Origin of the sequence: Marinobacter sp. 3-2 (genome assembly GCF_003751355.1) — a bacterium.
Taxonomy (GTDB): domain Bacteria; phylum Pseudomonadota; class Gammaproteobacteria; order Pseudomonadales; family Oleiphilaceae; genus Marinobacter; species Marinobacter adhaerens.
Map to the genome: position 1 here is coordinate 130,243 of NZ_RJUQ01000014.1, position 25,618 is coordinate 155,860.

Genomic DNA, 25,618 nt, shown 5'->3' on the forward strand with positions numbered 1-25,618 from the left:
AATAAAGCCTGACACGACAGAACGAGCGGGAGCAAACCATGGATACCAAACGCTGGCAACTTCTGATATCCGGCCGGGTACAGGGGGTCTACTATCGCGCCTCCACGGAACAGAAGGCCTCTTCCCTGGGCTTGACGGGGTTCGCTCGCAATCTGCCCGATGGACGAGTTGAGATTGTGGCCGAAGGCCCGGAGGAACGCCTGGACGAACTCAGAACCTGGTGCGCCGAAGGCCCACCGGATGCGCGTGTGGATGCGGTGGATATTGCGCCGGAATCGCCAACCGGGGAATTCAGCAACTTCAGCGTTCGTTAGGCAATACGCCTCAGCCAGAACGTCATGGGCTTGGCGGTTTCCGCCGCCTGATCCACATCTTTCCATGAATAGGTGGTGGTCAGCTCCGGTACCTTTCGGTAGCCGCGGTTGTGCCAGAACGAGTCCAGCGGCTGATAATCGGCGGGTCTCAGGGGATGATCTTGAGGCCGCTCGACCGCGCAGAAACAGGAGTGCGTGAAACGGCCCTGTTCCCGGGCATGGCCTTCCCGGTGGTCGAAGAAGGCCACCCCGATGCCCTGCCCCCGGTAATTCGGCAGCAGCACCGACTCACCGAAATAGAAGATCTTGTCTGGCTCATAACCCTGCTCGATGAACGGCCCTTTGAACTCGTCCGTTTCGTGGTCCATCGGGATGCCCGTGGCGGCGCCAATAACCGATTCGCCATCCAGGGCGAGCACGAAGAGGCTCTCTGGCGAGCGGGCGTAGGTATCGAGGTACTTGCGCTCGTAGTCCATATCACCGTCGTACAGGTAGGGAAAATGGCGAAACACCTCGATCCTCAGGCGCGCGAGATCATCCAGGTATGGTTTAATCTGGTCACCGCTGAGCCGGCGTATTGAAACCGCCATAAACTACCCCCTGTCGAAAGGTCGGAGCATGCAAAAAGACAAGCCGTTTTCTCAAGCCTGCGAGAATAACAAAGCGCCGATTCTGGAAAAACTTGTCGAGCTTTTCAAACAGCCGGGCACCATTCTGGAAATCGGCACGGGCACGGGCCAGCACGCCGTTCACTTTGCCGCTCAACTACCCCACGTGGTTTGGCAGCCCACCGATCACCCTCAGAACGCCCAGCTTTCCCGGGCGTGGATCGACGGCGCCCACCTTACGAATATCAACCCGCCCATTGCCCTGGAGGTATTGAACGGAGATTGGTCCAGCCTGCCCGCCATCGACGGCGCGTTCTCCGCCAATACGGCGCATATCATGGCCTGGGAAGAAGTGCAGGCAATGTTTCGCGGCCTGGCGGAGGCCCTACGCAGGGGCGCAATCTTCTGCCTCTATGGGCCTTTCAGCTATGGCGGTCGGCACACCAGTGAAAACAATGTACGGTTCGACCTGTCGCTGAGAACACAGGCGCCGCATATGGGAATTCGGGATATGGAGGATCTCGAGGCTCTGGGTGAAGCAACCGGTCTGAAGCTTGAAAAGGATTTCGGAATGCCGGCTAATAATCGGTTGTTGGTTTGGCGACGAACTTGATACCAGAGCGCAATTGCGCAACTGGTCCGCCACCGGTCCCATCCATTTACAGGGCGCAGCGACGGACCAGTTTTCCTTACGGATGCCGGCTACAGCAGGTCAGAATTGACAGAAGACAGTATCTTCCCGACGGTATCGTAGGCACTGGAGGGCATCCAGTTACGATTCGAGCCCAGGTAGCTTTCCGGATCAAGCTCCAGAAGTCCAATCAGGACCTCAGCAACGATCCTGGCGCCGACTGGGCCGAGCCCTTCGCCCGGCTCGAAGTTTCCGGGTGAGGATTCCCTGCCAACAACCTCTGCCTCGGCCAATATGTATAGCCAGAGGGGCGCTCCAGACGTTACTTCGCCGTTCGATATGGCGCTGATCCTGGCCATGACGGCGTTGATTTCAGCGTCCGCCCGACCCATTTCCCGAGCGATCGTGTCACCCCCGGGAAGCCTGAAGCTGTTACCCCTGAGAAGATTCCGCGTCGCCAGGGATTTTTCACCGCCATCAGGCACGAAAGGAAGCTCCAGAAGATCGCCTGCCATTAACGTGTCGAGCTTTTCAGCTCTCTGAACAACGCGATTTTCATCCGTAAAAAACAGCTCGTGCCAATCAACGACAGCCCGGGTGTCGCCCACCGGGGAAAACCCGCGGCCGAGAATCTGTCCAAAGAATTCGAAGGCCGTATCTCCCTTCTGTACCTGTATTTTCATAGGCACCATAGAGTGGCCAAAGCGATACGCGGCAACGGCAAACTCAATTGGAATAAACGGTACGCTGCATTTATAGAACCGGCGCCCCTGGCTCAACACATCATCCACGACCGCCTGACCGCACATGGAAACGAGAAAATCATTCACAACCACCCATTGGTAGTGCCAGATGACCTCCCGGTGGGCTTCTTCAAAAAGCTCATCATTTTTCAGGTCACGACCATCAGCAGCGGCCTCGGCACGGAGCTTGTCGCAGATGGCGTTGTGAAACTTGATGAAGCCCAACTGCATCTGGCTGATGATTCGGTTCTCATCGTTCCGGGGGTCGCCAATAATGGCGCTTCCAGTTGGAACCCTTAACAGGTCGTTTTTACGCCGGTCATCAGCGCCGGCTTCATCGGCACCCGTGAGCAGCTTGGCGTTTCTGAACGGAGGCGTTTGGTTGTACAGGTATGGCTGTGCTTCGGGACCGTTGCCGTAGATCGAGTCAAGATCCAGGGTCGGTGTTCGCACATTGGGAATTTCATTGGGGTGATTCACTGAAGCGAAGCTGGAACTGGTGTCGAGCGTTATATCGTGATCAATAAACTGCCCAAAAATCACCATTCCGACAGCCACCGATGACGTCCGGTCGCTGGCTCCGCCATTGTCCATCGGGCCACCGGCCTTGCCAATGTTCTGCAGAACGGTTGGTGAAACGTAGGAATGCGCCAGATGAGGAAACATCCATCCAAAACGATCTTCCCTGGAAGGCTGGTAATCTACCCTGCAATGCTCGGGCAGCCCGCTAAGATCTTGCATACCATGGTAGTGGCTCATTGTCTCTCCCTCGATAATCATCAGATAAGGCGTGGAGACACCCTACTAGCCCCAATTGCTGTCCTTTGCATATTGACCAATCGGTAATTCAAGGTATCTGACAACGAAACGGTAGCTCTTAAAATGGTTAGCATCAAGAACTAAAACGGGGGAGTTTTCTGGAACAGCGTGGGGGTATATCGGGCAATAAAAAACCCCAGCATTTCTGCTGGGGTTTTGTATTGGCGGAGAGGGAGGGATTCGAACCCTCGAAACGCTATTAACGTTTACACACTTTCCAGGCGTGCGCCTTCAGCCACTCGGCCACCTCTCCAATAAACTGTTTCAAATCAGCAACGTCGTCGCTCATTTGAGGGCGCAAACTTTAATGGTTTTACGGGCGCTTGGCAACTCCCCCGGGGAAAATCGTCAAAAAAATTCGGGCGAGACGGGTTTTCTCTTTACCGGTTGAGCAGATTCAGGACTATCGTTAGTACAACGCCAAGTATAATCATCCAGTTTGTGGGGAGAGACTATTCATGCTGATGAAAGCCGAGCAATCGACGCTGTTGCTCATCGATGTCCAGGAAAAGCTGATGCCGGCCATTAGCCATGGCGACGAGGTGGTGGACCGCTGCATCGTGCTGGCCACCATTGCCGGACTCATGGAAGTTCCTGTGCTGGGCACCGAGCAGCTGCCGGACAAGCTGGGACATAATGTTGAAGCGGTCCGGGAGCTCTGCAACCAGACCCTGGCCAAGCACCATTTTGATGCCTGCCCCGATGGGCTCGTTGACCAGTTGCCGGAGGGCCGGCAGCACATTGTAATCGGTGGCTGCGAGACCCATGTGTGTATGATGCAAACCGCCCTTAGCCTGCTGGATGCTGGTTACAAGGTATGGGTGGTAGCCGATGCTACCGGCTCACGCAACGAGTTTGACCGGGACGTCGCTCTGGACCGCCTGAACGAGAGCGGCGCCAGGATTGTAACGCTTGAGATGGTGGCGTTTGAATGGATGCGTCATTGCAAACATCCGCAGTTCCGGAACATTCAGGCCCTGATCAAATAGAGGCATCCGGAAGGCTGGCGCCCACGTAACTAGTCACTTCAATTTCAGGTGGTTTCGAGGTTCGCAATGCTCAACATGGACTTTTCCAAAAAAGTCATCATCCGCACCGAAGAACAGGATTGGGTGCCCAGCCCTGCCGGTGGTGTTTTGAGAAAGCCTCTTGCCCGCGAGGAAGCAGAGCGTGGTCATGCGACCAGTGTGGTCCGGTACGAGCCTGGTGCCTCCTTCAACCGGCATGAGCACCCACTGGGCGAAGAAATCCTCGTTCTGGATGGGGTGTTTTCCGACGAGACCGGCGACTACCCGGCCGGTACTTATCTGCGGAACCCGCCAGGCAGTGGACACGCCCCTTTCAGTAAGGAAGGCTGCACGCTGCTGGTCAAGCTGCATCAGTTCGACGAACGCGATGGATCCACAGTGCGCATCGATACGCGCACTGCGCCGTGGCGGCCCGGTATGGGCGGGCTTGAGGTGATGCCGCTGCACGAATTCGAGCACGAGCATGTGGCCCTGGTGAAGTGGCCGGCCAATGAGGTTTTCCAACCCCATAGGCACTTCGGCGGCGAGGAGATATTCGTGCTGTCCGGTGAGTTTTGCGATGAACATGGTCGCTACCCGGCGGGCACCTGGATTCGGAGCCCCCACCTGAGCCAGCATCACCCGTTCGTGGACAAGGAAACAATCATCTGGGTAAAAACCGGCCACCTGCCGATCGAGACGCCATAAAAAAGGGCCCCGAAGGGCCCTGAAGTGGTCAAGAGATCGCTGTGTGTTGCCAGTTCTGCCTGCTGAACGCGTCGTTGCTTGCACCGTTAGATGCCGTATTGAAGAGCTCTTCTTCACCGGCAGGTATTGCAAACACGTGGTACGCCTCAGGGCCAAATGGATCCAGTGCGGTATCGAGGTATTCGAAGCTGTCAGGCACTGGTTCGCCCGAATAAGCGACTCGGAACTGCCGCTCAAGGGTTGGTGTGGTTACGTTCAGGGGCTGCTCCACCCAGAGGTAGACGGCCTTATGGGGCACGATGTATTCGCTGCGCACCACCCTGTAACCCTCTTTGAGCGTGAGCGTGGTCGGCTCTTTGCCCGGTTCCAGACGGAATTTGTGGATGGTCTTCATAGCTACTGCTCCTCTTCGGGTTGCTGCCTTTCGCAACTCCATGATGGACAGGAACAGAGTTCGATAAAATAAGCTTTTGTGAGCTTTTAAGATCGTTATTTTCGATGCAATCAGGCGTCACGATCACCCGTGTGGGCATCGACAATGGCACGGACGCCCTCATGGGCGGTTTTTCGGCCACGAGTGATGGCGAACAATTCATCCATGACGTCTTCAATTGAGGCAATCTGCTCTACCTCATACTGGCGGCAGACCTCCTCGCGGATTGAGGTTGGAGCAGCGAACACGCCATAGCCCTGGCTGCCAAATACCTTGATCAGGGCGCTGTCATCTACCCGGGCGACAAGTTTCATGCGAACCCCATTCAGGGAAAACCAGTTCATCAGTCGCTCGAAATAAGGTGCATCCGTGGCGTTGGCCAGCAACGGTTGGCCATTCAGGGATTCCGGAAACCCCTTTTTGAGCTTTCTAGCCAACTCTGGTGCGGCGAACAGGCTCATGCTGGATCCCGCCAGAGGATGTACCGTGAGATTGCCGTCCTCCTGCAACCGTGGCACCCGGTCGGTCAGAACCAGATCCAGCTCCTTGCGTTTCAGGCTAAGCACAAGATCTTCGGTGCGCCCGGTCTGGCATTCAAGCTGGATGGACCGCTCGCCCGCCATCGCCGGCTGCAGCAGGTAGTAGGCAATCAGTTTGTGAATGGAAGCGGAGACGCCGGCTCGCAGGGTCAGCGGACGCTCGGAAGGATCAAGCCGCAGGGTTTCGGCAAGCTCACCGGTGAGGGCGAATATGTCGTCGGCGTAGCCGAGGATCAGCCGTCCGTAGTCTGTGAGGATGAGCTTGCGCCTTTCCCGGGAGAACAGGCGCCCACCCACTGAGGCTTCAAACGTGGCAAGCTGGCCACTGAGGGTCTGCGGCGCCAGTTCCAGGACTTCACTGGCTCGGGCGATCGAACCTTCCCGGCTGATCACCCAGAAATAGTAGAGATGGCGGAGGTTAAGCTGTTCCATTCCTTTGCCCTGCCCCCGGTTCAGGATGGCCGCGGAATTTTGAGGATTTCACCGAAGGTGACGTATTCGCTTCCGCCGAGACGGCCGATCGGATCAATCGCAGCGCCATTGAAGGTCAGGCGATTCTTGTCATCGTAACGGGCTGCATCATCAGATACCCATACCCGGGTGACTTTTCCGAATACCAGTGACTGGGGCCCGGCACCGATTTCCTTGATGTCGTAGAGCTCGCAGGCAAAAGCCACGTTGCAGTCCTTGAGCCGAGGCAGGCTCGAGCCTTCGAAATCCACCAGCTCCAGATCAAGATTTTTCAGTTCGGATTCGCCATGGGGCAAGGTTCGCGAGGATTCTGTGACCGCCGCGGCGAGATCCCGGTGGGCGATATGAACGACAAAATTCTTTCTCTCTTCAATGTTTACCCGGGTGTCTTTCGACACGCCCTCAGCCGGTTTTTTACCAACGGAAATCATCAGCAACGGAGGATTGCTGGTGATCGGCGTAAAAAACGAGAAAGGCGCCAGATTGTAATCCCCATCCGGATTTTCACTCAGCACCCAGGCAACTGGCCTCGGAATTACTGTCTGGGTAAGGATGTGGTAGGCATCTTTCGGATCCATACCCTCGAAATCTATAAGCATCACTCTCTCCCGTTAACTGCAGCTTCGGGCGTTCGTTCGCGCAACAGCCACAAAGTCATCAATAACCCGTGAAGTATCAGGAAGGGTACGGCAACCATGACCAGACCGCCCCAGCCCAGCCAGCTCAGAATTGCGCCGGCAGACAGCGCCGCGGTCGCCTGGGAGCCAAAAACCATTATGTCGTTCAGGCCCTGGACGCGGAAGCGTTCGGCATCCCGATACCCCCGGGGCAGCAGCGTTGTGCCACCAACGAACAGGAAATTCCAGCCAACGCCGAGCAACAACAGCGCTGACAGATAGTGGTGGAAGCTGACACCACTCGCGGCAAGGGCAATACAGCCCAGGTAGGCCAGCAGGCCCGCTGCCATCATCAGGGGAATGCCTACCACGCGTGTCAGCCAACCGCTGATCAGCGACGGAAGATACATGGCCATTATGTGGAGCTGGATCACCCGCTTGGCATCGTCGAGGTCGTGGCCGGCCATTTCGGTCATGCTCAGCGGCGTCGCCGTCATGATGAAACTCATCACCGCATAGCCAATGGCCGCGGCACTCATGGCAGCCCATATTAAAGGGTTCACCATAATCTCCCGTAGGGGGCGCCCTCCTCCCGGCCTGGATTCCTGGACGCGCTCGGCCCCTGCCCGGTAACCGATAGCAAGAATCAACAAAGCCGCACCCTGGACGGCCGCCAGAGCGATCCAGCTGACCAGAAACGGGTATTGCTCCGCCGCGCCGCTACCCAGACCCGCAACTTCCGGCCCGAGCCAGGCTGCGACCAGACCACCCAGCAACACGCGAGCGGCAGCAGAACCCGCCATACCCGGCGCCACGGATTCCATGGCCGCAAACCGATATTGGTGAACCACCGCAAGCCCCGTACCACCGACCACGGCCGCAAGACAAAGAAGGGAAAACAGACCAGTCCAGGACGCGAGGCCTCCAATAAGACCTGCAACAATGCCCATGATGGCACCCAGCAGCATCACGCGCTTGCGCCCAATGCGCTCCATTAACCAGGTTGCCGGTTTGATAGCCAGAACGGTGCCTACGACCACCAGACCGACGGGAAGTGTTGCGTACTCGGGCGCCGGGGCGAGCATTCTGCCCTGAATGCTGCCTATAAAAACGATAAAAGGCGCTGTGCACATGGCCAGCGCCTGAGCGGCAACCAGGACCCAGACATTGAGGGGCATGGATTATTTTTTCCTGTAGATGATTCCGGGGTGGCACTGAACCATCTCATAGAGATGGGGCAAGCCGTTGAGCGATTCCGAGGCACCAAGAACCAGGTAGCCGCCCGGGTTCAGGGTGGCGTGCATCCGGGTGAGAATGTCCTTTTTCAGGTCCGCCGAAAAATAGATCAGAACGTTCCGGCACATCACAATATCGAACTTGCCCAGCATATAACGCTCAAGCAGGTTCAACTCCTTGAACTCCACCATGCTCTTGATCTGGGGTTTGATCTGCCAGCCACCGTTCAGGGACGGCGTGAAAAACTGCTTCTGGCGCTCTGGCGAGAGCCCCCGACCAATAGCAAGCATTTCATACTCGCCCTTGCGAGCCACATCAAGAACGCTTTTGGAGATATCCGTCGCGGTGATCTTTACATCCCGGAGCTTCCCGGGCCTCGCCCGCCGAAACTCCTCGACGATCATGGCAATCGAATACGGCTCCTGGCCGGTTGAGCAGGCCGCAGACCAGATACGCAAAGGCTGCATCGAGTTGCGCTCTGCGAATTCGGGAAGCAGCTTCTCCTGAAGAATCCGGAAAGGGTGATTGTCACGGAACCACAGGGTTTCATTGGTTGTCATCGCATCGATGACAGTCTCTTTCAGACCGCCCCGCCCGGGGCGCTTAAGGCGCTCAAGCAGTTCACCCAGGGTATTCAGGCTGTTCTCTTCAAGAATCCTGCGCAACCGGCTTTTGACCAGGTACTGTTTATTATCGCCCAGTAAAATCCCACAGGCATCCTGCAGGAACGATTTGAAGGCTTCATATTCCTGTGGCGTTATTTCCGCTTTCATTGGGTCTCTGTTCTGAGTGAATCTTTGAGCGGCTCCATCAACCCTGGTCGATGATTTCCATCACCCGCTCTGCCAGCTCGTCCGGACTGAACTTTGCCATAAAGTCGTCGGCCCCGACCTTCTTTACCATGGCCTGGTTGAACACACCGCTGAGTGAGGTGTGAAGCATAACAAACATATCCGAAAGCGCCGGGTCCTCTTTCACCTTGGTGACGAGGGTGTAGCCATCCATTTCAGGCATCTCCACGTCCGAGATGATCAGAGAGAAGTGATCCTTGGCCCGGGAACCGTCCGCAGTGATTTCCTTCAGATGTTCAATAGCCTGCTTGCCGTCGTTTTTCAGCACCACTTCCATGCCAATCGCGGTGAGACACCGCTGTATCTGGCGCCGGGCCACGGACGAATCATCGACCACCAGCACGGGCAGATGCCCCGGCACCCGGTCCGCGCTCTTGCTCAGAACGGCTTCGGTTACGTCCTCCCCAAGCGGAGAAACTTCTGAAAGAATCTTCTCTACATCAATGATTTCAATAAGCTTATCATCAATTTTCGTGACAGCGGTAAGATAGACATCCTTGCCGGCTCCTTTGGGTGGAGGCAGGATTTCTTCCCAGTTCATGTTCATGATTCGCTCGACGCCGCTCACCAGGAAACCCTGCGTTTTGCGATTGTATTCAGTGATGATGACGAAGCTGGTGGAGAGCTCTTCTTGCGGGATACCGGGCAGACCGATTGCCATGCTCAGATCGATAATGGGGATAGTCTCACCCCGGCTATGAGCGACGCCTCGAACGACCGGGCGGCTGTTGGGTAGGGAGAACAGCTTCGGACACTGCAGAACCTCTTTCACCTTGAACACGTTGATCCCGTAGATCTGACGCCCCCTGAGACGGAAAAGAAGCAGCTCTAGGCGGTTCTTTCCGACCATCTGAGTGCGCTGGTTGACACTGTCCAAAACCCCTGCCATTTCGATTCTCCTGGCTTGCCGGAATTACAACGGCATATATCTTGCTGTTCACTGAATAATAGCCTGATCGACGGAAACCCGTCATATCAGGGGTGGGTCAGCCCATTTAACGGCCACTTTTACCGAATCCTTAGCCTGATTCGGGCTTTTCTGCCCTGTTGTTGACAGCATAGGACAAACTGATACGTATGCGCATCACGAATTTCGCCCTACTACTGCTAATGTCTGGCCTGAGCACGCCGCTCCTTGCTGGAACGACGGCTGAACAGATTCAGAAAGCAACCCTGGCGTTTCTGGACAGCTTTGCGTCTGAACAGGCCGAGCATGGCTACACCGTTTCCTTCGAACCCGGTTCCATCGACAGCCGCCTCGCTCTCGCCGAGTGCGAAAAGCCTTTGAGTGTAGAGTTCAGCGGGGATCCATGGAAAAGCACCAGCCCGTCGTTGCAGGTAGCCTGCGAAGGAACCCGCCCATGGCGCATGTTTGTTACCGCTTCAGTCTCTATCCATGGGCCAGCCCTGGTGGCAGCGAGGCCACTCACACGTGGAGAGCGAATAACCGAAGGGCTGCTTGCGAAGCAGTCTGTTGAAATCAATTCATCCAGACGTGGCGTGATTACCGACTCGAAGCAGGCGATTGGCATGGAAGTGCGGCGCGCAGTGAATGCCGGATCGCTCGTTACACCAGGCATGCTTTCGGCCCCGAATGCGGTCGAACGAGGCGATCATGTTATCATCACCGCCAAAACCGGTGGATTTTCAGTACGTTCCCGGGGCAAAGCCCTGGCAAGCGCCAGCGTTGGCGAACAGGTTCTGGTTGAGAATCTGCGCTCATCGCGCACGATAAGAGCCAGCGTTGTCGCGCCGGGCCACGTGGAGATTCCGATGTGAGCCGCGTGCGGCAGAGGCTTGCCGGAGCGGCAAGTGAATGCCGCAAAACCGGTCGTAAAAGCAGATGAAAAAAAGTGCTAAAAGTACTAAAGGTTTTCGCGGCGCCGCCGTTAAGAAGACATAAACTCGAGTAAGCGCCGCATTCGTGGCGCGACAGGCAAGCAGGTACAGATATGTCAGTTGACTTAAATGGAATTGGCCCCGGCCAGGTCAACACCCAGAGAACCACGGCCGACAAAAGCTCCGGCGCACAGAATACCCAGCCGGCATCCAACGAACAGGCGAAGACACAGGCCCAGGGGGCCCGTGGTGAGAACGTTAGCCTGAGCAATCAGGCAAAGAATCTGAAGCAGCTCGAACAAAAGCTGGGCGATTATCCGGAAATGGATGACGACCGCATCGAGCAGATCCGTTCCGCCCTCGAAAATGGCACGTACAAGATTGACGCCGAGAAGCTGGCCCAGAAAATGCTTGAGATGGATGAAAGCATTTTCGGGTGAGTAGACCATGGCCGCAATTGATGATTTGAAGACCCTTCTTTCCCAGGATATCAGCCAGCTTGAAACACTGGCTGACGTTCTCGGCAAGGAAAAGACCTGCCTTGCGAATTCCGACCTCCGCCAGCTGGACGCCCTGACCAGAGAGAAGAACGATCTCCTCGGTGCAGTCCGCGAACGCGCCAAACAGAAAATCCGAACGCTCGTACAAATGGGATATCGCCCCGAAAGTGGCGAGCCTTCCCGCTTTATTCGCAGCGCCGGATTCTCGGATCTCTTCGAACTCTGGCAGGAAGCGGACCAGAAGCTGCGAACCTGTCAGACGCTGAACCAGACCAACGGTCGCGTAATCAGCCACTTGCAAAAGCGTTTGTCGAGGCTCACAGATATTTTCCGCGGCGCCACCGGCCAGCAAAAGCTGTACGGTGCACAGGGTCAGCAGACCACGGTATCAAGCAGCACGGTGCTCGCCAGCGCCTGAGCCCGGACGCATGGCTCTGCCGAGCCATGCTTTCCACTTTATCGGGTGTAGATGGTCATCTGGGAGTCGGGATGAAACCGGATGTCGTGAATGCTCACGTTGCCCATTGAAGCTCCCTGGCCTCCCGTAACCCGTATATTGTCCATCCGGATTTCCTCGATGCGCTCAGGGAACGCCAGCATCAAGGCGCCATCTTCTCTTACCCGATAACGCGGCTCCCCTTCACGATAGTGCACACCGGAAATGCTGAGATCTGAATCCAGGAAGTTCAGAACCGGCACGAAGATATTGGCGGAAAGCTTGAGACCTTCAATAACATCTGCGGATGCCTCGGTGCCTTGCTCCCCATTTCCTGCGGGGTTCTCCGCCATATTGCTGACAATACCAATGCGCTGCAGCAGGGTCGGATCGCCCTGACCCGAAATCGCCGCCAGCTCGGCTTCACTCATGAGGGCAAGATTGCCTCTCTCATAAAGTTCGCCAGCTTCCAGCGTTGCCTGTGACGCCTCGGCCGAATTGCTGGCCGCAAAGGTTACCAGGGGCTGGAATGGCAGCGTGACCGCTGTTACCAGGGCGGCAGCGTTGCGATAGCGGGACTGGTGCTTGAGGACACGATGCAGCTCCTTCTCGCTGATCCAGCCCGCCTGGATAAATACCTCACCCAGGCGCTGTCCCGTTTCGCGCTGAAGCCTGAGGCCTTCGTTAACCTGCCCCTCAGACAGATACCCACGATTGATAAGCAATCGCCCGAGGCGTGATTTCTCTTCAAATCCCTGACGGATTCTCACCCAGTGTCTCCTTTTAAACAGTGAAAACCGTACAACCCGGCCCGGCCAGTGTGATCCATGACTTCCGATATCGGGAAGGTTAGCCGATCACACAACGATGTGCGTGGATGCAGTGCCCGTTTTACCATCACCATCTGGTAAGATCTGGCACCTGATAACAGAATTCGCCGAATTGTCGCAGGAAACACACCTGCTAATAACACGGAGAACGGCTGCAAATGACAAACATGGTAAAACCCCTGAAAACTGTGACTCCCGTATTGCTTATGGCGTTCGCCCTGCTCATGCCGACTGCCGCGGTGCAGGCGCAAACCAATGAGCAGCCGGCCAGTGATCCACTTCCAAAGGTCCGCATGGTGACCAGTGAAGGCGCTATCGAGCTTCAGCTTCGCCCGGATGTTGCGCCCGAAACGGTCGACAATTTCCTGCAGTACGCCGAAGACGGTTTTTTCGACGGCACCATCTTCCATCGGGTTATACCCGGGTTCATGATCCAGGGCGGCGGTTTCACCCGGGATCTCTCCCGCAAGTCCACTCGGGCCCCTATCCGCAACGAAGCGAAAGAGACACTGCCGAACCTTCGTGGAACCATTGCGATGGCTCGCACCAGTGCGCCTGATTCCGCCACGTCCCAGTTCTTTATAAACCTTTCCGACAACGGGTTCCTGAACGCCGGAGTTCGCGGCCCGGGTTATGCGGTTTTTGGCAAGGTGATCGAGGGCATGGGCGTTGTCGACGCCATTGCCCGCAAACAGACCACCCGCAAACAGGGGATGGCCGATGTGCCGGTTGAACCTGTGATCATCGAAACCGTCACCGTGGTCGACCCCAAAGGCTGACACCGTGGACCATGCTCCCCTGCCGCCCGGAATAGAGCCCGCTGAACTGGCTTGGCACGACGGCGTCCCGGAGTCCATCCGGTTCGGCGATGTCTATTTCAGCCGCGACAATGGTCTCGAGGAAACACGCTACGTTTTCCTGCAACACAACCAGTTGCCCGAACGTTTCGCACAGATTCCCGAAGGCGGCAATTTCGTTATTGCCGAAAACGGCTTTGGAACCGGCCTGAACTTTCTCGCTGCCTGGCAAGCCTGGCAGCGACACGCTCCGGCCCATGCGGCGACGCTGCACTTCGTTTCCGTTGAACGTTTCCCCCTCACCCACGAGGACCTGGCCCGGGCCCTGGCACAGTGGCCCGAACTGGCGGCGCTGGCCGACGAACTGCTTCTGCATTACCCACCCCTGGTGCGCGGGGTACACAGGCTGGTCCTGGCCGGCGGGCAGGTTCGACTGACGCTGTTTTTCGGCGACATTACCGACGCCTGGCAATCCCTGGATTTTCAAGCCGACGCCTGGTTTCTGGACGGGTTCGCCCCGTCCCGCAACCCGGATATGTGGCTGGAAAACATCATCAACAAGATCCGTGCACACAGCAGGCCGGGCACAACTCTGGCGACCTTTACCTCCGTTGGCCGGATTCGTCGGGCCTTGATGGAGGCCGGATTCCGGATGGAAAAAACCGCCGGATACGGTCGCAAACGGGATATGCTGAAAGGCGTTCTTGTCGCGGAGAACCCGGCACCCATCAAAACGGCTCCCACGGAACAACAGGAATCGATCTTAATCATCGGCGCAGGTGTTGCCGGCTGCGCACTGGCAAGAAACCTGGCAGACCGGGGGTACCCGGTAACACTGATCGACGCCCATGGCCCGGGTGCAGCAGCGTCCGGCAACGCTCAGGGCGCCCTGTATGTGAAGCTGGGCGTAGAGTTCAACGACCAGACCGAGTTGGCGCTCACATCCCTCACGTTCGCGCAGCGTTTCTACCACAACTGGCGCGACCAGCACTGGCATCCGACCGGCCTGCTACAGCTGGCCCACAATCCCCAGGAAGCGGACCGGCAGCGGAGGTTTCTCCAAAGGAACGACTACCCCCGGAGTATCTTTTACCCGGTGACCCGGGAACAGGCCAGCGCCCTGACAGGCGTGCCCACGGAATCCGGCGGGCTCTGGTTCCCCGGCAGTGGCTGGCTCGAACCCGCAAACCTTTGCAAGGAACTGGCGAACCACCCGCTGATATCCACGCTGTTCCATAGCGAGGTCAACAATCTTCGGCGTTTGGACGGAACATGGAGCATTTCGACGGAAAACAACAGATCGATCACTGCTGACCGGGTGGCCATCTGCTCGGGCCATCTCAGCCCGGAGCTTATCCCGACAAAGGGTCGTTTCCGGCTGAAAGCCATTCGTGGCCAGGTTAGCCACCTGCCAGCGACAGCTCTCAGAGGCCCAACGGCCGTTATCTGTGGGAACCGGTATCTGAACCCTGCACTGGGCGAGTTTGCCGTAACCGGCGCAACCTTCGATCTACGCGACAACAACCCATCGCCCACCGTGGAAAGTCATAACGAGAACATCGATGAACTCGGCTCGATGCTGCCTGCGGTGTTTTCCGATGAAAGCGATGCGCTTCGCGCCGAGGAACTCAGTGGCCGGGTTGCCTTCCGATGCACCACCCATGACTACCAGCCGGTGGCCGGCCCCGTTTTCGACGGCGAGAGCGGCGATCTCGATAGCCTTTACCTCCTTACTGGCCTTGGCAGCAAAGGACTGACCTACGCACCGCTCCTGGCCGAATATCTGGCTGACTTGCTTACTGGACAACCTCCCTGCCTTCCCGCGAACCTGGCCAAACGCCTTGAAACCCGACGCCTCTATCAGACGAATGTGGTGGTTTCGTAATAAACTCCAGCTGAAGTTTCCGGTCAGACTGCCGATAACCATCGAAATGGTGGCATAGTCACGGAGAGAACCCATGTCCATTTTTGTCAGCGAACCCGGCCGCCCGGTCGGAACCCGGCTACCGGAAACATTCCGGGCACGGCCCGTGGGTGATGTTACAGAGCTGGCAGAAACCCAGAGCATCAATCCTGGCCGAAGTGAGGCAACGGACGCCGAGTTCCAGCAGGCCGCCAATGCCGGTCGCTACAAAGCACTGGAGGAATACGGCGCGGCGGCCGCTGGCGAGCGCCGGGAAGACCGCCCTTATCTGCCGGTATCCAGCATCTCGTCTCAAACCCTGTATTCCGTTCCGGCGTCTGCAACGATTTCTGAGGCTTTAACCGTCATGGACGAGCACCAGGTGCATCACCTTGTGATCATGGCGGATAACAACGTTGCCGGCCTTGTCGACCTGCGTTGGCTCCTGGGCTGGCTTCACGAGAACGAAGCCGATGCCATGAGCCAGAGCCTGGTTCACATCGAGTTGCCCGCGTTCCTGACAGCCTCACCCGAGACCGATGCCCACCAGCTCGCCAGGCTCATGCTGGCCCACCAGCTCAACGCAGCCCTGGTGGTAGATGCCAAAGGCGCCGCCTCCGGAATTGTTACCAGCACGGACTACCTGCGACTTTACGCCAGCGCCGGCCGTCATCAGGGAACGGTGTAGTTCCAACGTCATCTAATTCAGAGGCGTCAACAGCTCTCCCTCTGGACTGAAGAGAAGCACATACCAGTTGTTGCCGACTCGGGTTAATGCAGGTATTTCGTCATCGCGGTAGTTTTCGAGATCCACTATGGCAGAGTCATCGGCCGCAAGCTGGTATCGCCAGTTGTTTCTGAATTCCGACTCTTCCTCTTCCGTCTCCGGTTCTGGAACCAGCGATACCCGGGCAGCGATGCCCTGCTCCATTCCGGACACCACACCGCCGCTGGCGAAGTCGCCGTTCGTGGTACCCGCCACAACCATGTCGCCATCGAAATCAGCCAACCCAAGAAATGCCTCGCTGGACTGATCGTCTTCGTCATTCAGGGTGAAGGCCCGACTGACATTCCCGGCGGCTGAATATCCCAGCAGGAACCCGGCAGCACTGGAAAGCGCCTCCCTCTCCAGAACGGGGTCTTCCTCTTCCTGCTCCAGCACAGAATAGGATCCATCACTGGCACCAATCAGCCAGAGCGTGCTACCGGTATACAGTCCGTTGGAAACCGGTTCATCGCCAGTGGTGCCAACCTGTTTGACATCAAGTTCGCTGGTGGCACTGGAGGCGTTAAAGAAGAAGGCGTCAATGCCGCCGATGACTGAAGCGCCTTCCACAGATCCCGCGGCCGAACCAAACAACCCGGGGTTCACAGATTCTGTGCTGCCGCCGGCAACACGGTCATCGGCTGCTGAGCCGGCCTGGCGGGTCCAGGCAACCGCAGGCTGCTGCGTGTTGCCGTCCAGTTCAGTATCAATTCGCTGCAGGAAGCTGTCCCTGCCGCCCGATCCCTGCTGCTGATCAAACACACCTTCCGTTTCCCCGGCCAGGATGACATAGCCGGTGTCACGGTTGATTCCGGCCCAGCGAACCTGATCATCAGCATCCGTTCCGGTCCGGATGGTCCAGGTGGGAACGTATTCGCCACCGTTGGTGGCGGAATCAAACCAGTAAAGCGATGTCACTGAATCCAGGCCGCCCAGACCGGACGTTCCCGCCACAGACTGATCGGTGCTGTAGGCCACGACAAATTCGAACCGGTCTACCTTCGTCCCACCCTCGGTCACCTTCCGTTGCACCACGTTTATGACCGGATCCGGAGCGCTCAGGCTGTCGCTCGCAGAGGATATATCAACCTGCTGCAACTGAGTGCCTCGTTGGTCAAAAATCCGCACCAGCACCCTATCGTTATCCTGGGTGTCGTAGCCGGCAACGAACAGCCTGCCGTCATGGCCCATCGAGATGTCTGTGGCCACAAAGCCGTCGCCAGGGTTCAGAGCAAGCGGAGACGTCAGCTCGTTGAGGCTGATCCGGATCAGGTTTTCAGCCTCCGCCCGGGCATAATCCTCTCGACCGGCCTGGAAGTTCTCGTTGAGGCCCAGCAGGATAAACCGGTCGCTGAAGGCCGGGTTGGCATAGCCGGCCTCCGGTACCCGAATCCGAAAAGGCACTTCATCGGTCCCCTCAGGAAAAATCAGTTCGTCATTCTCAACCCAGCTTCCGTCCTCCAGTCGCTCGATAACGAACTCGGATTCGAGACGTGCGGTGGAGTCTTCGGTGTGGCTCAGCTTCGCAAAAATATCCCGGTCTCTGTCTCCAGAGAGTCTCGCGACGTATTCGCGCACAGCACCCACGTTCAGCGTATCCCTGCCGCCACCGTTTACAGTTTCCAGCGACAGAACCGGTTCGTTGTCCTGAATGGACAAATTGGTAACGACACCACCGTTACCGCTGCCAAGACCGGCCAGACCGGATCGCACTTCTGTCAGTGCCAGGCGTAGGGACTCGACGGGCTCGGCAAAGCTGTCCTCGACCACCTCCAATGGCAGATAACACTCGGTAATACCCGGCTCAAGTGTGATCACGCCGCGCGTATAGAAGCCCTGTTCGTCAAGCTCATAGTCGATATAGTCCAGCTCGCTTTCCCCCGTCTCATCGCGAGGCAATGAACTGTTGCTGCCCAACCCGACAATGTCCGTGCCGAGGATGGCATCTCCCGCATTGGAGGCACTGTGATCGCAGTTCTGGTGTGGAGGCGAGAATCCGACGTCGCAGCTGGATGCGTCATAGTCAGACAAAAGCTCAAAGGCTACCGCTACCCGGGTTACCGACGGTTGATCCAGGGAAACCTTGACAAAGACGCGGCGCGTCGGAAGTGTCAGATCCCTGGTGCCCGATACGGAGCCGTCATCGTTGTAGAGATTGATGGTAACGCTGTGCTCACCCTCGGTTTCAAGATCGGGCAAGGTGCATTGTTCACGGTTACTGGCAGGGATTTCCGGGCTTTCACCTTCCGTAAACGGCTCTGCATCCAGAGACATGACGTTGTACTTCACATCCATATCGAACGGCTGGGCGCCGGCCATGCGGCCGTCGGTTGTTACCAGATTGATGCCTTCGGTCTTGCCCAGGTCCGCCTCTCCTCGACTACCGCCGGTGAGACCGGGGACACCGCGCATAATGATGCCCTGGCGGGCCTTGTTACTGGTGTCCTCGAGCGCCAGCCAGGACGGCGCATTGGTCAGGGAATAATCAAGGATATCTTCGCCACCGTAGGCCCCGAAGTTGTAGGAGTATTCAACACCGAGATAGGCGAACACCGGGGGTACGCCAAGGATTGTGGGCTGGTCGGGATCCTTTTCCGTCTTGCACGCAGCAAGCCCCAGTGAAAGCAGGGCCAGAACGGCAAGTTGGAGAACAGGATGAATGCGAGAGTGAAAATCGGCGCCCATGAAAAAATCCGTTTCAATCGTTGTTGTTATGGCAGCGACCGCCCGGATGAAACATGAACACCGGGCGGTTTACACACCGTTACAGAACAACGCCATGGTAGCCAATTTGATACGCAGGGGATCTGCGCGAGTTCTCAGATTCGGTTAGCCCGCGCCCAGGCCGTGCTCTTCCAACAACGCCACCAGCCCGGCTTCATCAAGAACAGGTACCTCTAACTGTTCAGCCTTGGCCAGTTTGGAACCGGCGGCCTCACCAGCGACCACGCAGGCCGTCTTTTTGGAAACGCTGCCGGCCACCTTGGCTCCGAGGGATTCAAGCTTCTCTTTGGCTTCGTCCCTTGTCATTCCGGAAAGCGTACCCGTCAGCACCCAGGTCTGGCCTTTCAGAGGCTTCTCTCCCTCCCGGACTTCCTCTTCCTGCCACCTCACACCGGCTTCACGCAGGGCATCCAGGGTTTCGCGATTGTGGGTCTGCTCGAAAAAGCTACGGATATGACCCGCAACGATCGGCCCGACATCCGGAACCGCCTGAAGGCTCTCTTCATCCGCTGCAGCAATGGCCTCCAGAGTTCCGAAATGGCCCGCCAGGGCTTTAGCGGTGGCCTCCCCCACCTCCCGAATGCCAAGGGCATACAGGAACCGCCAGAGCACCGGGTTTCTGGCCCGATCAATGGCAGCCACCAGATTGGCCGCCGACTTTTCTCCCATTCGCTCAAGTTTCACGAGGTCGTCGGTAGTCAGGCGATACAGATCGGCAACGGTTTCCACCATGCCCTGATCCACCATGATGTCTATCCACTTGTCTCCCAGGCCCTCAATATCGAGGGCTTTGCGGGAGGCATAGTGGCGAATGGCTTCCTTTCGCTGCGCGGGGCAGAACAGGCCGCCAGAGCATCGGGCAACGGCTTCACCCTCGATCTGGATAACATCCGAGTCACACACCGGGCACTGTCGGGGCAATTCCACTTCCCGGGCGCCTGAGGGGCGTTTTTCGGCCACCACTTTGACCACCTGCGGAATCACATCACCGGCGCGGCGAATGAACACGGTATCGCCGATATGGACATCCAGTCGGCGAATTTCGTCCATGTTATGGAGGGTGGCGTTGCTCACCGTCACACCGCCTACAAACACGGGTTTTAACCTGGCAACCGGGGTAACCGCACCCGTACGGCCGACCTGGAATTCCACGTCTTCGATAACCGTGAGCTCCTCCTGAGCCGGAAACTTCTGGGCAATCGCCCAACGAGGGGCCCGGGATACAAAACCCAGGGCCTTTTGCTGGTCAAGCCGGTTCACCTTGAAGACGATACCGTCGATTTCGTAGGGGAGACCGTCGCGTTTGTCCATCAGCTCGCTGTAGGCTTCGAGGCATTCCTCCGCGCCCCTGGCCTTGCGCATCTCGGGATTAATGCGAAACCCCCAGCTCTGGACTCTCTTGAGCCCCTCCCACTGGGTATCCGGCAAGAGGCTTTCGTCGGTTACCGCAACGCTGTAGGCGCACATTTCGAGAGGGCGTCTGGCGGTAACCGTCGACTTTTTCTGCCGGAGGCTGCCGGCCGCCGCATTACGTGGATTAACGAAGGTCTTCTCGCCACGCTCCGCCAGGCTTCGATTAAGCTGCTCGAAACCGTCCTTCGGCATGTAGACTTCGCCGCGGACCTCCACCAGATCGGGCACGTCGTCGCCACGGAGCTTCAGCGGTACCGAGGGAATGGTTCGGATATTGGCGGTTATGTCCTCCCCGGAATAGCCATCCCCCCGGGTGGCGGCGGTCGTCAGGGCGCCATTCTCGTAGTGCAGGCTCACCGCCAGCCCGTCCAGCTTGGGTTCACAGACATACTCCACGTCCTCAGTGATACCGAGCCGATCTTTTACCCGCCGGTCAAAATCACGAAGTTCGTCCTCGCTGAACGCATTATCCAGCGACAGCATGGGCAGCCTGTGCACTACCTCCTCAAAGCTGGTTTCCGCGGCGCTGCCAACCCGCCGCGTGGGCGACGTGTCCGAAGCCAACTCCGGATAATCGGTTTCCAGGCCCTGCAATTCCCGGAACAACCGGTCGTATTCCGCATCGGGAACACGCGGGTCATCCAGCACGTAATAGCGGTAGTTATGGTCATCAATCGCCGAACGGAGTTCTTCAACACGCTGAATGATGTCGGGCGTGGCTTTGCTCATGGACTGGCACTCTCGTCTCTCAAAAAAATGCCCGGAACAAACCGGGCATCTGGCCTTCTTTTACCGCCTGGTTTCAGACTCGCTGGGAACGTTGCTTGCGCTCGAACTCCCGAATCCTCTGGCGGCAGTGCTCGATTGTCTGAGGAGTCATCACGCTCCGGCGCTCATCCTTAAGCTCGCCGCCAAGGTTACGAACCACGGCCTGGGCTGTCTCAAGCATGAAGTCAAACGCCTGCAGCGCATTGGTGGGCCCGGGCATACTCATGAAGAAACTGATACCGGGCGTGGCCAGGGTCGGCATATCGCCCGGCTTGAACGTGCCGGGTTCCACGGCATTGGCAACACTGAACTGGACCGGGCTGGTGGTATCGGACTCCTCGTGCCGGTGATAAATGTCCATATCACCATGCTCCAGACCACAGGCTTCGAACAACTTCTTCAGGGCCACCCCCTTGAAGTCTTCACCGCTCTTGGCCAGGACATTGATCACAATCACTTCCCGGGCTTCAGGGCGATTCGCACCTGCCAGCGGCTGACCACTGACCGCTCGGGAAGGTTCACGCCGTGCCGTATCTTCCTCTACTTCGGTTGTCACCGTAGGCGGGACTGCTTCCACCTCATCTTCGATGGCCCCCCAACCTGATTCGAGCTCGGTTTCTTCAGGCTCATGACTGGACAACCCGAAATCGGGATCCGACTCAACAGGTTCATCGTGATACTCGGCAGCCGGTTCGCTTTCCGGCTCCGGATGCAGATCCGGTTCTGGCGACTCCCGATGTTCTTCCTTGGCAGCAGCTGTCACCGGGCGGGTCGGTTTGGGTTTCGGAGAACCAAATCGGCTGGGCTTTTCACGCTTTACATAGCCACGCTCTTCGAGTGTGTCGCGGGAGATGGTTCGTGCGCCGCCATTGGGCAACTCCGGGTTGTACTCGTCATCGAGTGGCGAATCCTCGAGCTCATCGGCGCCCATGCCCGATGAGATTGCCATGGATTCCTTCCGGGCACGCCGCATGCGGCGCACGCCATCAATGACAATGCCGATAATAACCAGGGTACCGATGGCAATTAACCATTCCCTAAGTGACATAGTGCTGCTGTCCTGTTTGCAGATCCCGTAACGTTGCTACTCTAAGAAAAGCCCGTAATGAATACAACGCACACCCGGGCCAGATGGCGTGATTGTCATGGTCGCCTGAATTCTGAACAGCCTCAAGCCTCTGCGAGAGCCGCTGCCTCGTCGACATCGACCGACACCAGGCGCGAACACCCCGGTTCGTGCATGGTTACGCCCATCAACTGATCCGCCATCTCCATGGCAATCTTGTTGTGGGTAATGTAGATGAACTGAACCTGCTTGGACATCTCCTTGACCATGTTGGCATAGCGGCCCACGTTGGCGTCATCCAGCGGCGCATCCACCTCGTCCAGCATACAGAAGGGTGCCGGGTTCAGCTGGAAAATCGAAAACACCAGTGCGATCGCCGTAAGGGCCTTCTCGCCGCCCGACAGCAGGTGAATGGTGCTGTTCTTCTTGCCCGGCGGCCGCGCCATGATTGCAACGCCGGTTTCCAGAAGATCCTCACCGGTAAGCTCGAGGTAGGCGTTCCCGCCTCCGAACACTTTGGGAAACAGAGCCTGCAGACCACCGTTCACCTGGTCAAAGGTTTCCTTGAAACGCTGCCGGGTTTCCCGATCTATTTTCCGTATGGCGTTGTCCAGTGTTTCCAGGGCTTCCATCAGGTCTTCATGCTGGGAATCCAGGTAGGTCTTGCGCTCACTCTGAACCTGATATTCCTCGATGGCCGCCAGGTTAATCGCACCCAGGCGCTGAATTCGGTTTCCGATCCGCTCCAGTTCGTCTGCCCAGTCTTTTTCGTTCGCACCCTCGGGCAACTGGGCGAGGATATCCTGAAGTTTTACGTCCAGCTCCTTGAGCTGGTCGACATGGTTCCCGGAACGGATTTCCAGGGCCTGGGACTCCATTTTAAGTTTTTCGAGTCGGGACCGGACTTCCTGAATGCGATGATCGGTTCCGCTTCTGCCCTGTTCCTTTTCCCGCACTTCCCGATCAATCTCTTCCAGCGCGTCGCGAGCAGCGCCCAGCTTTTCCTCTTCCGCCAATCGCCGGTCCAGCAGCCCTTCGAGCTGCATCTGCAGGTCTTCGATGGGTTCTTCGGCGCTTTCCCGGGACTCCCTCAGAATCTCCAGGCGCTCGTCGATACGCTCCTTCTGCAACTGCATCCGATCAATCGTCTGCCTGAGGCCGTCCCGTTGACTGTGCAGGGTCTGCAGCTGGAGCTGCAGCTGATGCGTGTGGTCACGGTCGTGCCGGGCCTCCTGGCGAAGCCGGTCCAGGCTTTCGCGCAAGGTATCGCGCTGCTCCAGCAACCGCTCTTTCTCTTCATCGCTGTCTTCGGTGGAAGCCAGCGCCAGTTGCCAGTCTTCCCGGGCATCCTGAAGACTCTCTTTCTGGCCCTCGAGGTTTTCGGACACGTCCTGGATATCGTCCCGGATTCGCTGCAGACGGGCATCAATCTGCTCGGCACGTGCTCGCAGGCCGCTGACCCTGGACGCCAGTGTGCTCAGTTCACGATCTGCCTCTCTCAGACGGGTCTGCGCCTCATCCCGGGCTGCTTCCGAACGCTCTGCCCGCTCCTGAAGCTCTTCCAGCCGTTCGGTAGCCGCTTCCAGCGCCTCCTCCGCCTCGGCCAGCTGCGCGGTCAGTTCGGTCACCTTCTTCTGCCGCTCAATCACACCGACCTGGCCGGCGTCAGAGTCCGGCATCAGGACCCACTCCCGGGATATCCAGACGCCCTCGGGTGTCATCAGGCTTTGACCGTCCCGAAGCCCCGATCGCATACCCATGGCGTCAGAGACGGTTTCGACGGTATCGATGCCGCGAAGCAACGAGGCAATTCCCGGCACTCCGGAAACCTTGGCCGCCAACCCGGAACGCTCACTGCCGTCTATGGCTTCTGCCTCCACCAGCGCCAACCCCTTTGGCGCTTCTTTCATGGCGGACGAGAGCTGATCAATATCGGGAAGGCAGAGACCCTGGGTAAACCGCCCGATAACCTGTTCGACAGCAAACTCCCAGCCATCGGTAATCTGAAGCTGACTGGCCACCCGGGGCATATCGCTGAGGGCGTTCTGTGACAGCCAGGATTGCAGAACGTCATCCCCGGCCCCCATCTGCTCATCCAGAAGGGATTGCTGGGACTCCAGGGACGCACGAAGGCTCTGCACCCGTTGGCGTTCTTCAGAGAGCGCCTGCTCGGCATCACGCTGTTGCTGCCGGGCTTCGTAGAGCTCGTCCTGAACGGATGCAATCCGTTCGGCCGCCTCTTCGCGCTTCAGCTCCAGGGTTTCCTGCTGTTCCAGCAGGTCTTCGAGCTCGGCGCGGTCCATCTGACCTTCCAGCAACTCCTGTTCGTCCTGAAGCTTGCGTTGGCGGACCAGCAGTTGCTCAATGGCGTCCTCAAGCGAGCGGATTCTGGACTGGGCCAGCTCTGCCTGGCGCCGCGCGTCCGATGAACGGGCACTGAAGTCTTCCCACTGGTGCTGCCAGTCGCTCATGGCGTCTTCGGCCTGCTGCAACTTCTCACCAGACTCCTCGGAGCGTATTGCCAGCGCTTCCTGCTCTGGCTCCATCATGTCGAGTTCTTCCTGGATTCCCGCAAGCTTGTCCTCATCCTGCTCCAGCTCGCGGGCCAGTTCTCTCTGGTTCGCCATGGCCTGGTCCAGCTCCGCCGCCATTTGCCGGCTGCGTTCACGTTGGTGTTCGAGGCTCTGCTCAATACGGGCGATATCGGCCCCGGCTTCGTAATAGCGTGCCTGTGCCCGGTTGAAATGCTCGGTCCGTTCCTGGTGATTGTCGCGGAGGGATTCCAGGGAGGTCTCCAGGCTGACCCGCTCGGTGAGGTATTTCTCAAGCTCGAGCTCGGTATCCCGGATCTTGCCTCGCCAGGCTTGCAAGTCATTGTCGAGGGATTGCCAGCGAAGCACCGTCAGTTCGGCTTTTTTCTGGCGCTCTTCCTGCTTGTAGGCCTTGTACTTCTCGGCTGCGGCTGCCTGACGCTCCAGGTGTTGCAGTTGGCGGCCCAGCTCTTCCCTCAAATCGGTCAGACGCTCCAGGTTTTCCTGGGTCCGGCGGATACGGTTCTCCGTTTCCCGGCGCCGCTCCTTGTATTTTGAAATGCCGGCCGCTTCTTCAATATAGATCCGAAGCTCTTCCGGTTTTGCCTCAATCAGCCGCGAGATCATGCCCTGTTCGATGATGGCATAGCTCCGCGGGCCGAGACCGGTACCGAGGAACAGGTCAGTAATGTCGCGACGCCGGCACTTGGAGCCATTCAGGAAATATTCGGACTGCCCTTCCCGGGAAACGCGGCGGCGAACGGAGATTTCGTTGAATTTCACGAATTCACCGGGCGCGGACCCATCGCTGTTATCAAACACCAGTTCGATGGAGGCCTGTCCCACAGGTTTTCTTGCGCTGGAACCGTTGAAGATAACGTCCGTCATGGATTCGCCGCGCAGGTACTTGGCGGAGCTCTCCCCCATGACCCAACGCACCGCATCGATGATGTTGGACTTGCCGCACCCATTGGGGCCGACCACGGCCGTCATGTTGGAGGGGAACGGAACCGTGGTGGGATCTACGAACGATTTGAAGCCGGACAGTTTGATGGACTTCAGCCGCAT

Annotated in this window: 23 protein-coding genes and 1 tRNA gene; 10 read left to right on the forward strand and 14 right to left on the reverse strand. The window is 57.8% G+C overall.

The window, feature by feature from the left end; genetic code table 11:
* The first annotated feature begins 38 nt into the window (after positions 1 to 38).
* A complete protein-coding gene (locus tag EDB94_RS13240; RefSeq protein WP_008174451.1) occupies positions 39 to 314 on the forward strand; it encodes an acylphosphatase in 276 nt (91 codons plus the stop codon).
* On the opposite strand, the gene EDB94_RS13245 is transcribed toward EDB94_RS13240, so the two are convergent.
* Positions 311 to 904 carry a GNAT family N-acetyltransferase gene (locus EDB94_RS13245; protein WP_108018899.1) on the reverse strand — a complete coding sequence of 198 codons (594 nt, stop codon included), beginning with the start codon at positions 902 to 904 and terminating at the stop codon, positions 311 to 313. The two genes, EDB94_RS13240 and EDB94_RS13245, sit on opposite strands and share 4 nt — an antisense overlap.
* Positions 905 to 932: 28 nt before the next feature.
* Here EDB94_RS13245 and EDB94_RS13250 point away from each other — a divergent pair, with 28 nt between their 5' ends.
* Positions 933 to 1,535: a DUF938 domain-containing protein gene (locus EDB94_RS13250; RefSeq protein WP_108018898.1), complete on the forward strand. Its 603-nt coding sequence runs from the start codon at positions 933 to 935 to the stop codon at positions 1,533 to 1,535.
* Between the two features lie 89 nt (positions 1,536 to 1,624).
* Here EDB94_RS13250 and EDB94_RS13255 read toward each other — a convergent pair whose 3' ends face one another.
* Complete coding sequence (locus EDB94_RS13255; protein ID WP_219908263.1) at positions 1,625 to 3,055, reverse strand: heme peroxidase family protein; 1,431 nt, start codon at positions 3,053 to 3,055, stop codon at positions 1,625 to 1,627.
* A 222-nt stretch (positions 3,056 to 3,277) separates the two neighbouring features.
* Positions 3,278 to 3,368, reverse strand: a tRNA-Ser gene (locus EDB94_RS13260).
* A 205-nt stretch (positions 3,369 to 3,573) separates the two neighbouring features.
* Here EDB94_RS13260 and EDB94_RS13265 point away from each other — a divergent pair.
* Both EDB94_RS13265 and EDB94_RS13270 read left to right on the forward strand, forming a co-directional pair.
* On the forward strand, positions 3,574 to 4,104 hold the full coding sequence (locus EDB94_RS13265) for an isochorismatase family protein (RefSeq protein ID WP_008174446.1): 531 nt from the start codon (positions 3,574 to 3,576) through the stop codon (positions 4,102 to 4,104).
* A gap of 66 nt (positions 4,105 to 4,170) precedes the next feature.
* Positions 4,171 to 4,830: a cupin domain-containing protein gene (locus EDB94_RS13270; RefSeq protein WP_014576949.1), complete on the forward strand. Its 660-nt coding sequence runs from the start codon at positions 4,171 to 4,173 to the stop codon at positions 4,828 to 4,830.
* Between the two features lie 28 nt (positions 4,831 to 4,858).
* Here EDB94_RS13270 and EDB94_RS13275 read toward each other — a convergent pair whose 3' ends face one another.
* The 6 genes from EDB94_RS13275 to EDB94_RS13300 form a co-directional block, all read right to left on the reverse strand.
* A complete protein-coding gene (locus EDB94_RS13275; protein WP_104271048.1) occupies positions 4,859 to 5,224 on the reverse strand; it encodes a hypothetical protein in 366 nt (121 codons plus the stop codon).
* Positions 5,225 to 5,334: 110 nt separating this feature from the next.
* Complete coding sequence (locus EDB94_RS13280; protein ID WP_014576947.1) at positions 5,335 to 6,234, reverse strand: LysR family transcriptional regulator; 900 nt, start codon at positions 6,232 to 6,234, stop codon at positions 5,335 to 5,337.
* A gap of 20 nt (positions 6,235 to 6,254) precedes the next feature.
* Entirely contained in the window at positions 6,255 to 6,872 is a 618-nt protein-coding gene (locus EDB94_RS13285) for a flavin reductase family protein (protein ID WP_108018897.1), read from the reverse strand.
* On the reverse strand, positions 6,872 to 8,068 hold the full coding sequence (locus EDB94_RS13290) for an MFS transporter (RefSeq protein WP_108018896.1): 1,197 nt from the start codon (positions 8,066 to 8,068) through the stop codon (positions 6,872 to 6,874). The genes EDB94_RS13285 and EDB94_RS13290 overlap by 1 nt, the downstream gene beginning before the upstream one ends.
* Positions 8,069 to 8,071: 3 nt before the next feature.
* A complete protein-coding gene (locus EDB94_RS13295; RefSeq protein WP_008174436.1) occupies positions 8,072 to 8,899 on the reverse strand; it encodes a protein-glutamate O-methyltransferase CheR in 828 nt (275 codons plus the stop codon).
* A 37-nt stretch (positions 8,900 to 8,936) separates the two neighbouring features.
* On the reverse strand, positions 8,937 to 9,866 hold the full coding sequence (locus EDB94_RS13300; protein ID WP_008174434.1) for a chemotaxis protein CheV: 930 nt from the start codon (positions 9,864 to 9,866) through the stop codon (positions 8,937 to 8,939).
* Between the two features lie 188 nt (positions 9,867 to 10,054).
* Between EDB94_RS13300 and flgA the strand changes: the two genes are divergently transcribed.
* The 3 genes from flgA (at position 10,055) to EDB94_RS13315 (ending at position 11,734) form a co-directional block, all read left to right on the forward strand.
* The gene (gene flgA, locus EDB94_RS13305; RefSeq protein ID WP_108018895.1) at positions 10,055 to 10,756 is read left to right on the forward strand and encodes a flagellar basal body P-ring formation chaperone FlgA; all 702 of its coding nucleotides are present in this window, start codon (positions 10,055 to 10,057) and stop codon (positions 10,754 to 10,756) included.
* A 173-nt stretch (positions 10,757 to 10,929) separates the two neighbouring features.
* Positions 10,930 to 11,256, forward strand: a complete 327-nt coding sequence (gene flgM, locus EDB94_RS13310) for a flagellar biosynthesis anti-sigma factor FlgM (RefSeq protein WP_008174429.1) — start codon at positions 10,930 to 10,932, stop codon at positions 11,254 to 11,256.
* 7 nt (positions 11,257 to 11,263) lie between these two features.
* Positions 11,264 to 11,734 (forward strand): flagella synthesis protein FlgN, encoded by a 471-nt coding sequence (locus EDB94_RS13315; RefSeq protein WP_008174427.1) that lies wholly within the window; start codon positions 11,264 to 11,266, stop codon positions 11,732 to 11,734.
* Positions 11,735 to 11,772: 38 nt separating this feature from the next.
* On the opposite strand, the gene EDB94_RS13320 is transcribed toward EDB94_RS13315, so the two are convergent.
* Entirely contained in the window at positions 11,773 to 12,522 is a 750-nt protein-coding gene (locus EDB94_RS13320; protein WP_014576942.1) for a hypothetical protein, read from the reverse strand.
* A 218-nt stretch (positions 12,523 to 12,740) separates the two neighbouring features.
* On the opposite strand from EDB94_RS13320, the gene EDB94_RS13325 reads away from it, so the two are divergent.
* The 3 genes from EDB94_RS13325 (at position 12,741) to EDB94_RS13335 (ending at position 15,970) form a co-directional block, all read left to right on the forward strand.
* Positions 12,741 to 13,361: a peptidylprolyl isomerase gene (locus EDB94_RS13325; protein ID WP_108018894.1), complete on the forward strand. Its 621-nt coding sequence runs from the start codon at positions 12,741 to 12,743 to the stop codon at positions 13,359 to 13,361.
* A gap of 4 nt (positions 13,362 to 13,365) precedes the next feature.
* On the forward strand, positions 13,366 to 15,264 hold the full coding sequence (gene mnmC, locus EDB94_RS13330) for a bifunctional tRNA (5-methylaminomethyl-2-thiouridine)(34)-methyltransferase MnmD/FAD-dependent 5-carboxymethylaminomethyl-2-thiouridine(34) oxidoreductase MnmC (protein WP_108018893.1): 1,899 nt from the start codon (positions 13,366 to 13,368) through the stop codon (positions 15,262 to 15,264).
* 73 nt (positions 15,265 to 15,337) lie between these two features.
* The gene (locus EDB94_RS13335) at positions 15,338 to 15,970 is read left to right on the forward strand and encodes a CBS domain-containing protein (RefSeq protein ID WP_014576938.1); all 633 of its coding nucleotides are present in this window, start codon (positions 15,338 to 15,340) and stop codon (positions 15,968 to 15,970) included.
* 12 nt (positions 15,971 to 15,982) lie between these two features.
* Here EDB94_RS13335 and EDB94_RS13340 read toward each other — a convergent pair whose 3' ends face one another.
* The 4 genes from EDB94_RS13340 to smc form a co-directional block, all read right to left on the reverse strand.
* Positions 15,983 to 18,733 carry a hypothetical protein gene (locus EDB94_RS13340; RefSeq protein WP_108018892.1) on the reverse strand — a complete coding sequence of 917 codons (2,751 nt, stop codon included), beginning with the start codon at positions 18,731 to 18,733 and terminating at the stop codon, positions 15,983 to 15,985.
* Positions 18,734 to 18,877: 144 nt separating this feature from the next.
* The gene (gene ligA, locus EDB94_RS13345; protein WP_108018891.1) at positions 18,878 to 20,914 is read right to left on the reverse strand and encodes an NAD-dependent DNA ligase LigA; all 2,037 of its coding nucleotides are present in this window, start codon (positions 20,912 to 20,914) and stop codon (positions 18,878 to 18,880) included.
* Between the two features lie 73 nt (positions 20,915 to 20,987).
* Complete coding sequence (gene zipA / locus EDB94_RS13350; RefSeq protein ID WP_008174413.1) at positions 20,988 to 22,001, reverse strand: cell division protein ZipA; 1,014 nt, start codon at positions 21,999 to 22,001, stop codon at positions 20,988 to 20,990.
* A 122-nt stretch (positions 22,002 to 22,123) separates the two neighbouring features.
* Positions 22,124 to 25,618, reverse strand: a complete 3,495-nt coding sequence (gene smc / locus EDB94_RS13355) for a chromosome segregation protein SMC (protein ID WP_108018890.1) — start codon at positions 25,616 to 25,618, stop codon at positions 22,124 to 22,126.

Coding starts and splice junctions, on each gene's coding strand:
- ligA (WP_108018891.1), bottom strand. CDS start 20,914: ATGAGCAAAGCCACGCCCGACATCATTCAGCGTGTTGAAGAACTCCGT.
- EDB94_RS13250 (WP_108018898.1), top strand. CDS start 933: ATGCAAAAAGACAAGCCGTTTTCTCAAGCCTGCGAGAATAACAAAGCG.
- flgM (WP_008174429.1), top strand. CDS start 10,930: ATGTCAGTTGACTTAAATGGAATTGGCCCCGGCCAGGTCAACACCCAG.
- EDB94_RS13340 (WP_108018892.1), bottom strand. CDS start 18,733: ATGGGCGCCGATTTTCACTCTCGCATTCATCCTGTTCTCCAACTTGCC.
- EDB94_RS13270 (WP_014576949.1), top strand. CDS start 4,171: ATGCTCAACATGGACTTTTCCAAAAAAGTCATCATCCGCACCGAAGAA.
- EDB94_RS13275 (WP_104271048.1), bottom strand. CDS start 5,224: ATGAAGACCATCCACAAATTCCGTCTGGAACCGGGCAAAGAGCCGACC.
- EDB94_RS13315 (WP_008174427.1), top strand. CDS start 11,264: ATGGCCGCAATTGATGATTTGAAGACCCTTCTTTCCCAGGATATCAGC.
- EDB94_RS13325 (WP_108018894.1), top strand. CDS start 12,741: ATGACAAACATGGTAAAACCCCTGAAAACTGTGACTCCCGTATTGCTT.
- EDB94_RS13255 (WP_219908263.1), bottom strand. CDS start 3,055: ATGAGCCACTACCATGGTATGCAAGATCTTAGCGGGCTGCCCGAGCAT.
- EDB94_RS13245 (WP_108018899.1), bottom strand. CDS start 904: ATGGCGGTTTCAATACGCCGGCTCAGCGGTGACCAGATTAAACCATAC.
- zipA (WP_008174413.1), bottom strand. CDS start 22,001: ATGTCACTTAGGGAATGGTTAATTGCCATCGGTACCCTGGTTATTATC.
- EDB94_RS13240 (WP_008174451.1), top strand. CDS start 39: ATGGATACCAAACGCTGGCAACTTCTGATATCCGGCCGGGTACAGGGG.
- EDB94_RS13300 (WP_008174434.1), bottom strand. CDS start 9,866: ATGGCAGGGGTTTTGGACAGTGTCAACCAGCGCACTCAGATGGTCGGA.
- EDB94_RS13265 (WP_008174446.1), top strand. CDS start 3,574: ATGCTGATGAAAGCCGAGCAATCGACGCTGTTGCTCATCGATGTCCAG.
- EDB94_RS13295 (WP_008174436.1), bottom strand. CDS start 8,899: ATGAAAGCGGAAATAACGCCACAGGAATATGAAGCCTTCAAATCGTTC.
- EDB94_RS13285 (WP_108018897.1), bottom strand. CDS start 6,872: ATGCTTATAGATTTCGAGGGTATGGATCCGAAAGATGCCTACCACATC.
- smc (WP_108018890.1), bottom strand. CDS start 25,618: ATGCGGCTGAAGTCCATCAAACTGTCCGGCTTCAAATCGTTCGTAGAT.
- EDB94_RS13335 (WP_014576938.1), top strand. CDS start 15,338: ATGTCCATTTTTGTCAGCGAACCCGGCCGCCCGGTCGGAACCCGGCTA.
- EDB94_RS13280 (WP_014576947.1), bottom strand. CDS start 6,234: ATGGAACAGCTTAACCTCCGCCATCTCTACTATTTCTGGGTGATCAGC.
- EDB94_RS13290 (WP_108018896.1), bottom strand. CDS start 8,068: ATGCCCCTCAATGTCTGGGTCCTGGTTGCCGCTCAGGCGCTGGCCATG.
- flgA (WP_108018895.1), top strand. CDS start 10,055: ATGCGCATCACGAATTTCGCCCTACTACTGCTAATGTCTGGCCTGAGC.